Origin of the sequence: Methylomonas rosea (assembly GCF_024505055.1) — a bacterium.
Taxonomy (GTDB): domain Bacteria; phylum Pseudomonadota; class Gammaproteobacteria; order Methylococcales; family Methylomonadaceae; genus Methylomonas; species Methylomonas rosea.
Genome location: NZ_JANIBL010000016.1, coordinates 44,134 through 57,339 on the forward strand (window position 1 = coordinate 44,134; position 13,206 = coordinate 57,339).

Annotated in this window: 9 protein-coding genes; 5 read left to right on the forward strand and 4 right to left on the reverse strand. The window is 53.7% G+C overall.

Annotated features, from left to right (window positions below; all coding sequences use genetic code 11):
• Window positions 1-105 precede the first annotated feature (105 nt).
• The gene (locus NP589_RS07125; RefSeq protein WP_256606350.1) at window positions 106-1,215 is read left to right on the forward strand and encodes an efflux RND transporter periplasmic adaptor subunit; all 1,110 of its coding nucleotides are present in this window, start codon (window positions 106-108) and stop codon (window positions 1,213-1,215) included.
• A complete protein-coding gene (locus NP589_RS07130) occupies window positions 1,212-4,319 on the forward strand; it encodes an efflux RND transporter permease subunit (protein WP_256606351.1) in 3,108 nt (1,035 codons plus the stop codon). The genes NP589_RS07125 and NP589_RS07130 overlap by 4 nt, the downstream gene beginning before the upstream one ends.
• Window positions 4,320-4,433: 114 nt before the next feature.
• Here the strand turns inward: NP589_RS07130 and NP589_RS07135 are convergent, their stop codons facing one another.
• From NP589_RS07135 to NP589_RS07145, 3 genes are all read right to left on the reverse strand, one after another.
• Window positions 4,434-5,690: a DNA-methyltransferase gene (locus NP589_RS07135; protein WP_256606352.1), complete on the reverse strand. Its 1,257-nt coding sequence runs from the start codon at window positions 5,688-5,690 to the stop codon at window positions 4,434-4,436.
• Window positions 5,687-6,316 carry an ApaLI family restriction endonuclease gene (locus tag NP589_RS07140; RefSeq protein ID WP_256606353.1) on the reverse strand — a complete coding sequence of 210 codons (630 nt, stop codon included), beginning with the start codon at window positions 6,314-6,316 and terminating at the stop codon, window positions 5,687-5,689. Before NP589_RS07140 ends, NP589_RS07135 begins: the two co-directional genes overlap by 4 nt.
• A gap of 214 nt (window positions 6,317-6,530) precedes the next feature.
• On the reverse strand, window positions 6,531-7,703 hold the full coding sequence (locus NP589_RS07145) for a phosphoglycerate kinase (protein ID WP_256606354.1): 1,173 nt from the start codon (window positions 7,701-7,703) through the stop codon (window positions 6,531-6,533).
• A gap of 136 nt (window positions 7,704-7,839) precedes the next feature.
• Between NP589_RS07145 and NP589_RS07150 the strand changes: the two genes are divergently transcribed.
• Genes NP589_RS07150 through NP589_RS07160 form a run of 3 tightly spaced genes read left to right on the forward strand, consistent with a single transcriptional unit; the run spans window position 7,840 to window position 10,789 of the window.
• Window positions 7,840-9,648, forward strand: a complete 1,809-nt coding sequence (locus tag NP589_RS07150; RefSeq protein ID WP_256606355.1) for a VWA domain-containing protein — start codon at window positions 7,840-7,842, stop codon at window positions 9,646-9,648.
• Window positions 9,645-10,280: a hypothetical protein gene (locus NP589_RS07155; RefSeq protein WP_256606356.1), complete on the forward strand. Its 636-nt coding sequence runs from the start codon at window positions 9,645-9,647 to the stop codon at window positions 10,278-10,280. The genes NP589_RS07150 and NP589_RS07155 overlap by 4 nt, the downstream gene beginning before the upstream one ends.
• Window positions 10,277-10,789, forward strand: a complete 513-nt coding sequence (locus NP589_RS07160; RefSeq protein WP_256606357.1) for a hypothetical protein — start codon at window positions 10,277-10,279, stop codon at window positions 10,787-10,789. The genes NP589_RS07155 and NP589_RS07160 overlap by 4 nt, the downstream gene beginning before the upstream one ends.
• Window positions 10,790-10,938: 149 nt before the next feature.
• Here the strand turns inward: NP589_RS07160 and glgX are convergent, their stop codons facing one another.
• Complete coding sequence (glgX, locus tag NP589_RS07165) at window positions 10,939-13,137, reverse strand: glycogen debranching protein GlgX (protein WP_256606358.1); 2,199 nt, start codon at window positions 13,135-13,137, stop codon at window positions 10,939-10,941.
• Window positions 13,138-13,206 lie beyond the last annotated feature (69 nt).

Genomic DNA, 13,206 nt, shown 5'->3' on the forward strand with positions numbered 1-13,206 from the left:
CCCGCTGAAACTTTTCGTTTTAAGTCCTACGGCGCTGGACGGTTTACTGACAGGCATTCTCCAATTATTTTTGCATCAAAACGCCACTTTCACCGGAGGAAAGTCATGAGTAAAGGCAAGATAGCTACATTATTACTCGTCCTGTTATCGATAATTGGTATTGGGATAGCCATTGGCCGGGCCAACGAACCAGCCCCGTCAACAACGCCGCCCGCAGCCAATCCTGCACTCAGTGTTTCGGTGATTGGCCCGGAAATGCGTGATATTCCTGTCAGTCTGACCGCTAACGGTTCAATCGCACCCTGGCAGGAAGCGGTGATCGGCGCCGAAGTCGGCGATCTGCGTCTGAGTGCGGTCAATGTGCAAGTCGGCGAAGCGGTCAAGAAAGGTCAGGTATTGGCGACATTTTCGGACGAGAGCGTGCTGGCCGATGTCGCGCAAAGCCGCGCGGTTTTGGCGGAAGCAGAGGCCAATCAGGCTGATGCGCGAATCAACGCCGAACGCGCCGCTCGGCTTGCCAGCAAAGCCTTGAGCGCTCAACAAGTCGGACAATATCTAACCAGCGAAAAAACCGCCAACGCCAAAGTGCAGCTGGCCAAGGCGCAGTTGGATGCGCAATTGTTGCGGCTGAAATATACCAAGGTGTTAGCCAGCGACGACGGGGTGATTTCCTCGCGTAGCGCCACCTTGGGCGCGGTCGCGGCAAAAGGGCAGGAATTGTTTCGTTTGATCCGGCAAAACCGGCTGGAATGGCGCGGCGAGTTGACCGCCGCCGAAATGACTCAACTCAAACCTGGCATCAAGGTGAGGGTGGAAGTGCCGAATGTCGGTAGCATTGAAGGTCGCGTACGTTTCCTGGCGCCAACCCTGGATGTGCAGAATCGCAATGGCCTAGTTTACGTTGATCTACCCAATGCCGTGCAGAGCGGCTTACGCGCAGGCATGTTTGCCCGTGGCGAATTTGATTTGGGCAACTCCACCGGCCTGACCGTGCCGCAAGAGGCCTTGTCTTTGCGGGATGGCTTTAGTTATGTATTTCTGCTAACAGAACAAATCGAAGACCGAGCCCGCGTCAAGCAAGTCAAAGTGCAATTGGGTCGCAGAAACGGTGACAAGCTGGAAATTTTATCGGGAGTGGCCGCCGAAGATCGACTGGTGGCTAGCGGAGCGTCCTTTCTGGCTGACGGCGACAGCGTGCGGGTGTTGACACAATGAATGTCTCCGCTTGGTGTATCCGTAACCCCATTCCGGCAATGATGTTATTTGTGCTGCTCAGTTTTGCCGGTTTGCTTAGTTTCAAATCGATGAAAATCCAGAACTTCCCCGACCTGGATCTGCCCACCATCACCGTCTCGACTTCGCTGCCCGGTGCTTCGCCGTCGCAATTGGAAACCGAGGTGGCGCGGAAGATCGAAAATGCCATCGCCACCTTGCAGGGGCTGAAACACATCACCTCCAAAGTCCAAGATGGCAGCGCTACTATCACCGCTGAGTTTCGCCTGGAAAAGCCGGTGCAGGAAGCCCTGGACGATGTGCGTTCCGCCGTTTCCAAAGTTCGCGCCGATTTACCGGGCGATCTGCGCGACCCGATTGTCACCAAGCTGGATTTGGCCGGCTCGCCGATTCTGGCCTTAACCGTCAGCTCGGCCCAGCGTGATGAGGAAGCGCTGTCGTGGTTTGTCGAAGATACGGTAGCCAAACGGCTGTTAGCCGTGCGCGGTGTGGGCGCGGTCAATCGGGTGGGCGGTGTCAGCCGCGAAGTGACGATTGCGCTTGACCCGGTCAAACTCCAGGCCCTGGGCGCGACCGCGGCCGACATTTCCCGGCAATTGCGGCAAATGCAGCGCGAGAGTGCCGGCGGCCGGATCGATTTGGGTAGCGGCGAGCAACCGGTGCGCACCCTGGCGAACGTGGCCTCGATCGATGAAATACGGCCCTTGCAACTGTCCCTGGCCGACGGTCGCCACATTCGGCTCGATCAAGTCGCCAAGGTGGACGACTCGGTCGCCGAACCGCGCGCGCTGGCTCTGCTGAACGGCAAGCCGGTGGTGGGCTTTGAAGTGACTCGCAGCCGGGGTGCCAGCGAAGTGGAAGTCGGTGCCGGCGTACAAAAAGCCTTGGCCGAATTACGCGTCGCCAACCCGGATATTGAATTCACCGAAGCCTTTAATTTTGTCACGCCGGTCGAAGAAGAATTCCAAGGCTCCATGACCATGCTTTACGAAGGCGCCTTGCTGGCGGTTTTGGTGGTCTGGTTGTTCTTGCGCGATTGGCGGGCCACTTTTATTTCTGCCGTAGCGCTGCCGCTGTCGGTGATTCCGGCCTTTCTGGGTATGGATTATTTGGGTTTCTCGCTGAATGTGATCACCTTGTTAGCCTTATCCTTGGTAATTGGCATTCTGGTGGACGACGCCATCGTTGAAGTGGAAAACATTGTTCGCCACTTGCGGATGGGCAAAACCCCGTATCAAGCCGCGATGGAGGCCGCCGACGAAATCGGTTTGGCGGTGGTGGCCACTACCTTCGCATTGGTCGCGGTATTTCTGCCGACCGCTTTTATGAGTGGCGTTGCCGGGCGGTTTTTCAAGCAATTCGGCTGGACGGCGGCACTGGCGATATTGGCCTCGCTGGTGGTCGCCCGGATGCTGACGCCGATGATGGCGGCGTATATGTTGAAAGATAGGGAGCATGTGTCAGCAAAAGAGGGTGTGGTGATGCGCACCTATATGAAATTCGCAGGCTGGTGTCTGTATCATCGGCTGACCACCATCTGCGGCGCGGCGGCATTTTTTATCGGCTCGCTGTTTTTAATTCCGCTGTTGCCCACGGGCTTTATCCCAGCCGACGACAACCCGCAGACTCAGGTCTTCGTCGAACTGCCGCCCGGCTCCAGTCTGGCGCAAACGCGTGCTTCCGCCGAAGCTGCCAGGCAGCTGGTCGCCGGTATCGATTACGTGAAAACGATTTACACCACTATCGGCAGCGGCTCGGCAGGTAGCGATCCCATGGCCGGCAATCAAGGCAGCGGCGAGGTGCGCAAAGCCACCTTGACGATTACCTTGGCCAACCGCCAGGACAGACCCGTGCGTAAACAGGTCATCGAGCAAAGTATCCGCCAGGCGCTACAAAAACTGCCCGGCGTGCGCACCAAAGTCGGTTTGGGCGCTTCCGGCGAAAAATATGTGCTGGTGTTGAGTGGCGACGATCCGCAAGCCTTGAGCACGGCCGCCCGCAGCCTGGAACGCGATTTGCGAACTATTCCCGGCCTGGGCAGCATTGCCTCCAGTGCCGCGCTGGTGCGGCCGGAAATCGCGGTAAGGCCGGACTTTGCCCGCGCCGCCGATTTGGGCGTGACCACCACCGCGCTCGCGGAAACCCTGCGCATCGCTACCTTGGGCGATTACGACTGGTCTTTGTCCAAACTCAATCTGGCGCAACGGCAAGTGCCGATGGTGGTGAAATTGGCCGATGAGGGCCGGCACGATTTGAGCGTGTTGGAACGCTTGGCTGTGCCGTCCGCAAAAGCCGGCATCGGCGCGGTGATGGTCGGCCAGGTGGCTAAACTAGAACTGTCAAGCGGACCGGCGGTTATTGATCGATACGACCGCTCGCGCAATGTCAATTTCGAAATCGAATTGTCCGGCCAGCCGCTCGGCGACGTTGCCACGGCGGTGGAAAACCTTGAAAGCATTAAAAACCTGCCTGCCGGCGTGAAACGCATCAACATCGGTGACGCGGAAATGATGCAAGAGCTATTTGCCAGTTTTGGTTTGGCGATGCTGACTGGCGTACTGTGCATCTTTATAGTGCTGGTCTTGCTGTTTAAAGACTTCCTGCAACCTATCACCATTTTGGCGGCATTGCCGCTGTCCTTCGGCGGCGGCTTCGTGGCCTTGCTATTGACCGGCAAGGCCTTTTCAATGCCGTCCTTGATTGGCTTGGTGATGCTAATGGGCATAGCCACCAAAAACTCCATCCTGTTGGTGGAATACGCCATCGTCGCCCGCCGCGAGCACGGCATGAGCCGCATGGATGCGCTGCTGGATGCCTGCCACAAGCGGGCTCGGCCTATCGTGATGACCACTATCGCGATGGGTGCCGGCATGTTGCCGATTGCGATAGGCATGGGTAACGCGGATTCATCCTTCCGCAGCCCAATGGCGGTTGCAGTGATCGGCGGTTTGGTGACGTCCACCTTGCTGAGTCTGTTGGTAATCCCGGTGGCTTATACTTATCTGGACGATTTCAAAAATCTGAGTATGGCATTTTGGAAACGCTATACCCTGCCCAAAGTGGTCTCTGTCAGTTCCCAAAGTTGATGAAAACCTAGTCTGAATAGAATTCAGGACACCCTTGTCCTGTGGTTTGGGAGATGTGACGGGCGACATCACCTTACTCTGCACCGATCAAGTTACGGATTGGCGCGTTATGCCTTACGCGAGCGTCCGCTTGATTGCCATGTTGTCGGGTACACGCTTAGAAACTATGTCCGTAATTTGGATAGTTAAAGTTTGATTAATTTGAAGGGCAGTTGCCTCTACTAATTTAATTAATGGTGGAATTTCATCATCAAACAGTGTGTTGTTGTCCAGATGAGTGCGGACCAGAATTGCCAATATGGCATTTTTGGATTTTGCCGCGTTCGCCAATTTATTTGCCGCATCAGCTATAGACTCTTTTTGGCGTTGAATACGGACAGGAATAGGGGGGGTGTCAACGGTAGTGTTGATAAAGGCATCGATACCGGCATTGCGCTGAACGGGTATAAAATCCAGACCGTTAAGCATCGATAACAAATCATTATTGGCGTTGATATAAGCCGCTCGACCTTTTTTCAACAAGTTAGATTCGGTTTTGTCGGGCTCAGTCAGTCTGCACTGAGTTAACTCTACGGCTTCAGGCGCGCAGTCTATACCGATTGAACTCCGTCCAAGCAATTTTGCTGCCACCAAGGTTGTGCCGCTACCGCAAAACGGGTCCAGCACCAGATCGCCGGGGGTGCTGGCAATCTCGATCACTCGTTCCAATAGCAATACAGGTTTTTGTGTTGGGTAACCGGTGCGTTCCTTGGCTTTGGGATTGAGGAAAGGAATCTCCCAGACATCGCTGAGCGGTACGCCTTTTTTATTGCCACTGTATATCACTTCGCCATTTTGATCTGTAGCATAGGTAGAAACCCCATGTTGATCTCTGGCACGAAGTTGCAGAATTTGATCGATATTGGTGGTTTCAGAATACGGGCAATAGATGCGATTGAACTTGAACTGAGTGGTTTTGGAATAGAAGAAAATGGTTTGATGGGCAGGCATCAAGCCCTTGGCCGAATTCGACCAACGCCGGTAAGTCCAAATGATTTCCGACCTGAATTGCTCACTACCGAAAACCTTGTCCAGTAATACCCGCAGCAAGAAATTGGCGCTTTTGTCGCAATGTACGAACACAGAGCCGGTATTTTTCAGGATGCGGTGGATTTGTCTGAGCCGCAGTTCCATAAACTCTGCATACTCGGTTAGTCCGTTCCACGCATCGCTAAAACTGAATATTTGCGTTCGTTCGCGGTTGATAGCGGTGTGATGGCGATTGGTAAAAAACGGCGGGTCAAGATAAATCAGGTCGACAGATTCGCTGGCGATGTTCTTCATCTGTTCAAGACAGTCGCCCAGTCTGACTTCGCTCCTGATCTCGGTCATGCTGCATCCCCACTGCGTTCGGCGGCGATTTCTTCAAGCACCGCTTTAAGGTCGATTCCGGTTCTGGTGTTAACAAAACCCCAGGCAGAATCGCCGTAATAATAATGGCCGCCGATGCCTTCATAAAGCGTGGCTAAGGTTTCCTGAATACGGATAGCTTGTTTCCGGTTGGGGTAGTAAAACATTACGCGAATCGGTGTGTAACCGGCATCAGCAATCACCTGAATGCGAGTGTGCTCCTTAGTGATGTGGTCACCGTCGGTTGTTGCATCTTTCCATTTGATTTCCACTGCGTCATTGCCTATGAGGCAGTCGATCTCGAATGTTTTGGGGCGTTGCCCTCGCGTATTTGGAATTCGTAATGAGCCGGAATCAGGAAACTCATCCTTAAAGCAGAGTTTGCTGGCTTCTTCCAGAAACGAGCCGGCGTATTTGTATAGGAATCGGCCTTTATTTTGATAAATGTCTATTAAATGGCCTTCTGTTTTCTGAATGCCAAGCACTTGATATATCAAATAATGCGAAACATCATCTACCAGCATTTCATCAACTCTGCTATCAATAGCTTTCTTCAAGCGGTCTGCATATTGATCGGCGAGTTGTTTGATTTTTTGTTTGGTTGGCATGATGCTGTTTTTATTGTGTCGCTATCGCGGCGGATATTTTAACGCTGGTTCTTGCACCGGCGGTTGAGTAACTTTTCTTTGCTTGTCCAAAGAAACTGGGATTAATTAGTTGCTGTAAAGGCTAGGCCAGTCGATCAACAATTCTCCATGCGGATCGACTGGTACACCACTATAACTTATGACGTTTTAGGAGCTGGATTAGCCCTGCAACGCGTTAACCGCGGGTTTGCAGAATCGCTACCGCCGGTAATTCCTTGCCTTCCAGGAACTCCAGGAATGCGCCGCCGCCGGTTGAGGTGTAAGACACTTTGTCGGCGATGCCGTATTTGTCTATCGCGGCCAATGTGTCGCCGCCGCCGGCGATCGAGAACGCAGGGCTTTCGGCAATCGCCAGGGAAAGCGATTTGGTGCCTTCGCCGAACTGGTCGATTTCGAATACGCCGACCGGGCCGTTCCAGACGATGGTGCCGGCAGTTTTCAGGATTTCCGCGTATTGCTTAGAGGTTTCCGGTCCAATATCCAGGATCAAGTCGTCAGCTTCCACATCGGCCACGTTTTTCACGGTGGCAGCGGCGCTTTCGGAAAACTCTTTCGCGCAGACCACATCGACCGGGACCGGAATATCCGTGCCGCGCTCTTTTGCCGAAGCGATCAGCCGTTTGGCTTCCGGGATTAAATCCGCCTCATACAAGGATTTACCGACCGAGTATCCGGCTGCGGCAATAAAGGTGTTGGCGATTCCGCCGCCGACGATCAATTGATCGACTTTAGACGACAAAGATTCCAGCACGGTCAGTTTGGTAGAGACTTTGGAACCACCGACGATGGCCACCAAAGGGCGGGCAGGGGTTTCCAGGGCTTTGCCCAACGCATCCAATTCAGCGGCCAACAGCGGGCCGGCGCAAGCGATGGCGGCGTGTTCCGCTACGGCATGGGTCGATGCTTCGGCGCGGTGGGCGGTGCCAAAGGCGTCCATGACGAAAATATCGCACAGTGCAGCCATTTTTTGGCCCAGTTCGGCGTTGTTTTTCTTTTCGCCTTTGTTAAAACGTACGTTCTCGCACAGTACCACTTCGCCGCGTTTCACTTCCACGCCGTCCAGCCAGTCTTTCACCAAGCGTACGGGTTGGCCCAGCAATTGTGAAAAACGCTCGGCGACGGGTTTCAAGCTGGAAGCTTCATCGTATTCGCCTTCGGTAGGGCGGCCCAAGTGCGACATCAAAATTACTGCCGCGCCGCCGGCCAATGCGGCTTCCACGGTCGGGACGCTGGCCTGGATGCGTAAGTCGCTGGTGACTTTGCCGTCTTTGACCGGCACATTCAAATCTTGGCGGATTAACACGCGCTTGCCGGCCAAATCCAGGTCGACCATTCGTTTGATAGACATAAGTTCTCCTTTGGTTGAAATAGTGAAAACATTATAAAGTGTAATGCCGGCCGCAGCCTGATTTAAAAAATATCAGAACAGTCAGATGCTTGGGCTATATTTGCTATCCATTGCCTAAACTTTTGTCGGCGGACTTATGTTCAAGTCGTTTATTTATACGGTTTTCTGTGCGTTGCTGTTAAGTGTCGATTCCGCGCACTGCCAGCCCGCGCCTGCCGCTGCCGGCGCCGATGAAATTCAGGTGTTGATAGACGTATCCGGCAGCATGAAACAAAACGACCCGGATAATCTGCGTATAGAAGCCAGCCGCTTACTAGTCAATTTGTTGCCGGACGGTGCCAAGGCGGCATTCTGGCTGTTCGCCGAAAAAACCACGCCGCTGTCCGCTGCCGATACTGTCAATTCGGCATGGAAACAGCAAGCCAGCAAAGCCACGGCCAATATTCATTCTCGCGGTTTGTACACTCATATCGAGGACGCGATTCAGACCGTGCTTAGCCAAGGATTTTCCGGTAGCGGCAAGAAACATCTGATTTTGTTAACCGATGGTTTTGTGGATATTTCCAAGGACATCATGCAGAGTGCGGATTCCCGCGAACGTATTCTCAGCGAGTGGATACCCAAACTTCAGCAGCAAAATATCAATGTGCAAACCATTGCCTTATCAGAGCAGGCCGATAAAGAGTTACTGGAGAAATTGGCGTTCGAGACCGGCGGTTGGGCAGAAACCGCGCAATCTGCCGAACAGTTACAGAGGGTGTTTTTGAAGATGGCCCAAAAAGCAGCGCCGAAAGAGACCTTGCCGCTGACCGACAATAAATTCAAGGTCGATAGCGGCATCCATGAGTTTTCGGTGTTGGTATTCAAAAAGCCGCATGCCGCGCCCACGCAATTGGTTGCGCCGGACGGCAAAAGCATGAGTAAACAAAGCATGGTTGCCAATGTGTCCTGGCTGGAAAGCCAAGCTTACGACTTGATCACAGTCAAGCAACCTTTGATCGGCGAATGGCGGCTGGTGGCGGAAGTTGATCCCGATAACCAAGTCATGATCGTCACTGACCTGAAACTGCAACTGAGCGAGATACCTAATTTTCTGGGTGAGAGCGAAACCTTGCCTATCAAAGCGCATTTCACCGATAAGGACAAACTGATAGCCCGGGCCGATTTTCTGGGCATGCTGACCCTAGAAGTGATTCAAGATCAGCAAGCGCCCGCAAAAATGCACGCCTTGGTTGCCGAGCCCGGTTTTTATCAGCATCAGGTCGAGCATTTGAGTTTGGGTAAACATCTGCTGAAAATCGTCGCCGACGGCAAGACCTTCAAGCGGGAAATTATTCATGAGATAGAAGTGGTTGCCACGCCCATTACCGTCGAGAAGCATGTAGATGCCGCTCAGCGCCAGATTAGCTTGAAGCTGCTGCCGGATACCAAGCTGATCGATCCTGCCGGGCTGGTGATCAATGCGGTGATTAACCAAGCCGGGCACGAGCCGGAAACCCGCGCACTGGCAAGCAAAGACGGTGTCTGGCTGCTGGATCTGGTGGGATTACCGCCGGAGACGACCACGCATGTCAATTTCAACGTGATGGCGAAAGACCACGAAGGTAAGCCGCTGACACCGGCAGTCACGCCGCTCAGTATCGACGACAGTTGGTTCGCCCCTGCCGAGAAAGCCGAGGTCGCCGCACCGGTGGCGGCGACTGATGCGCATCACGAATCAGCCGATCATGAAGAAGCCAATCACGAAGCCGGAGCCGAGCACCATGAGCAGTCTGACCAGGAGCAACATCCGCCGCCGGATGCCCCGAAAACCAATTGGTTATTGGTTGGCGGCATTCTGCTGGCAATCAATCTGGTCCTGGGCGTCGGTGGATTTTTTACCTACCGTTACCTGAAAAAAAGCCAAGCAGAAAAACATCAGCAGTTACTGGAGAGATTGTCATGAATCCATTCGATTCCGTGGTAGTGATATTAGCAGCGGAGGCGTTGGGGTTTTTGACGCTGTTGGGCATCGTGCTGTTTTTTATATCGAGAAACAAGCGTGGAAAGGAGATGGCCGAAATTGATCATTTCATTACCGAGCTAGAAGAGCAAGCCATCGTCAAAAGCCGCTGGCTCGAGCAATTTCTGGAGGAGAACTGTGGGTTGGCTACAGCGGAGATCGAGCCATTGTTGCAAGAAGTCAACGCCTCCGAGCGCGCTGTGTTTGAGGGGGTGATTCGCTTGTTTCTAAAACGCGAGTTGGTGTTGTTGAGTGAGATCGAGCAGCGTATTGGTCGGCTAACGGAGCCGTACCAGAATTTGTTGGCGAATCGGGGAGCGGTAGCGCCGGTCGCTGCGGTGCAAGATTCGCCGCAAGCGAATCAACTGGCCGGCATGGAGCGCATCAACCAACAATTGGTGCGGCAACTGGATAATGCGATGAAAACCATCGATGAAATGTCCGCCGAATATACCCGAGTGTTCAGCGGCAATCAGACAGCCTTGGAACTGGAAAACAGCAGTAAGAAAATGCTGCAAATTTTCCACGATGCCGAACGCGGTGTGCGCGAGAGCATTACGGAGTTGGGTAAATGAATCAAGCGCTGTTGCTTATCGGCTTGGGAGAGTTATCGCTGGTTTTGTTGACGGGGCTGATTGTGTTGCTGGTCGTTAATCGCCGCAATAAACGTCGGCGGCTGGCTGGCATCGAAGAGTTGCTGGAAGACATCAAGGACCGGCAGGAACGGCGCGGCGATCGCTTGACCTTGGCCTTGGTGGGTAAGCATCATGTGGACGAACAAACCGCGCAGGCTGTCAGCGAAAATCTGATCGCGGCGGAAAAGCAGTTTTTGTATGGGTTTATAGAGCAGCAAATGCAGCAGCAGACGGTAGGCGGATTTTACGAAAATCTGTGCCGTTTGCTGGATAGTTATCTGGACGGCATACCAAAAGTCGCAGAAAAACCGGTTGCCGACGAGCTGGCTGCCGAGACCGAAGCACAATTTGCCGACACCGGCTCAGAGCAGCCAAAACCGGCGGACGCTGACTCAACTCCAGCCGAAGAGGCGCCGCCGCCACCGGATTGGGGCGACGTGTTCGATTGAGAGGGTTTGGCGGCTCGGTTTTTCACGTAGCCACTAAGGCGTCAACGTGACCTACGACATTGAATTTCGGTAATCCATGCCAGTGATAACACGATAAGTCCGGTAGGTCAGGGGGGGGCGATAGCGTTCCCTGACACCAGGCTATCCCATTAACTTGTCGGTATTTCCGTCGCAGGCTGGTCGAGTAACTTGATGCCGGTCAATTTGCTGAAAAAATTCGCGGATCGTTTTGTTACGCTATCCCCATCCTCGATACCGGCTTGAGTGGTGCTTTCAAATACCACAATCGAATGCGGCTCGACGATATACCAGGGTTTGCTCAGCGCTTTTTGCTCCGCAGGCTCGACAATATCTTTGGGCGACGTTTGCGCGGTATCCACGGCCAGGCACCAGCTTTTGCCTTCAACCGCCGGTAACTGCATGCTGTGTTTGCTGTCGGACATGTTCAGTATTGCATGCAGGTCTGCTTCATCTTTACCTAATGCCGCCAGCGTAAACGCCAGAATCCGGGTGTTCGGATCGTCCCAACGCGGCGGTTGATCCACCTCCAGGCCATGCCAGCTGATGTCGGCCATGTCCTTGCCTTCCATTTTTCGGCCGGTGAGGAAGTTCCTGCGCATCAGGGCCGGATGGCGTTTACGCAAGCGGATCATCTGCTGCACAAAATGCAGCACGTCGGCATTTTCCTTGGCTTTATCCCAGTTTAGCCAGCTTAATTCGTTGTCTTGGCAGTAGCAGTTGTTATTGCCTTGCTGGGTGTGCAGAAATTCGTCGCCGGCCAACAGCATCGGTACGCCATGACTAAGCAGCAAAACCGCAAAGGCGTTTTTCACCTGTTGCCGCCGCAGTCTGCATATGGCCGGGTTGGGTGTAGGGCCTTCCGCGCCGCAGTTGCTGCTGAGATTATTGCTGCAACCATCCCGATTGTTTTCGCCGTTCGCGGTGTTGTGTTTCTCGTTGTAGCTGAACAGATCTTTTAAGGTAAAACCGTCGTGGCAGGTGACAAAGTTAATGCCGCTGATCGGCAAGCGATGCTGATGTTGATAGAGATCGCTACTGCCGCAGATGCGTGTGGCTACTTCACTGATGATGCCGGTGTCGCCGCGCAGGAAGCGGCGAATCACGTCGCGGTAACGGCCGTTCCATTCTCCCCAGCGATAGCCGGGAAAGTTGCCGACTTGATAAAGGCCCGCCGCGTCCCATGCTTCCGCAATCAGCTTGGTTCTCGCCAGTTGTTCGGACAATTCAATGCCCCAAACCAGCGGCGGATCTTGCAACACGCTGCCGTCTTCGCTGCGCGCCAACGCACTGGCCAGGTCGAATCTAAAGCCATCGACATGCATTTCCCGCACCCAGTATTCCAGGCAGCTGATGATGAAATTGGTCACCAGCGGGTGATTGGCGTTGACGGTGTTGCCGCAGCCGGTATAGTCGTGAAATATGCGTTTATCGTGCTTATCGGTCAAATAAAAGCTGTTGCCGGTAATGCCTTTGAAATTTATGACTGGCCCATCGGCGCCCGCTTCCGAGGTGTGATTGAACACCACGTCCATGATTACGCCGATGCCGGCCTTGTGCAACGCTTTGACCAGATCGCGGAACTCGCAGATATGCGTACCTTGCTCCGGTGTGACGCAATAACCGGGATGCGGGCTAAAGAAGCTGTGCGTGCTGTAGCCCCAGTAGTTTTTCAGACCCAGATCGGAGGTATGCGGTGGCACGTCTTGTTCGTCAAACGCCATGACGGGCAACAGTTCGACATGGGTGATGCCCAGCTTTTTCAGATAAGGGATTTTTTCGATCAGGCCGATAAAAGTGCCGGGGTGTTTAACCTTGGCAGAGGAGTGGCGGGTAAAGCCGCCGACATGCAGTTCGTAAATAATGGATTTTTCACTACGAATGGCCAGTGGCGTGTCGCCTTCCCAGTCATAACGGTCGTCAACCACCACCGCACGCATGGCATGCTGGCTATTATCGCCGGGCTTGCAGGCGGCGGCGCGGTCCCAAAGTTTGTCGCTGATAGCGCGTGCCCAAGGGTCCAGCAATAATTTTTCACGATCAAAACGCAAGCCCGACTCGCGGGTATTTTCCGGGCCGTCGATGCGCCAGGCGTACCAGGTGCCGACCGGCAGTTCTTCGACAAACACATGCCAGGAGAAAAATGTATGGTTTTTATCTTTTTGTAAGGGTATGACTTGTAAGGGGTTTACGCTGTCAGACTCGGAAAATAACAGCAGTTCCACATCCGTGGCATGGCGGCTGGAGATGGAGAAATTGACGCCGCCCTCGCTAACCTTGGCGCCGTGAGGATAGGGACTCCCTGACTTTAAACTGTATGGTTTGTGCATGCCCTTTACCGAGAAACTGTGAATTAGCGCTGATTTTACTGCATATAAGGGCTGCGGGCCTACGCCTTG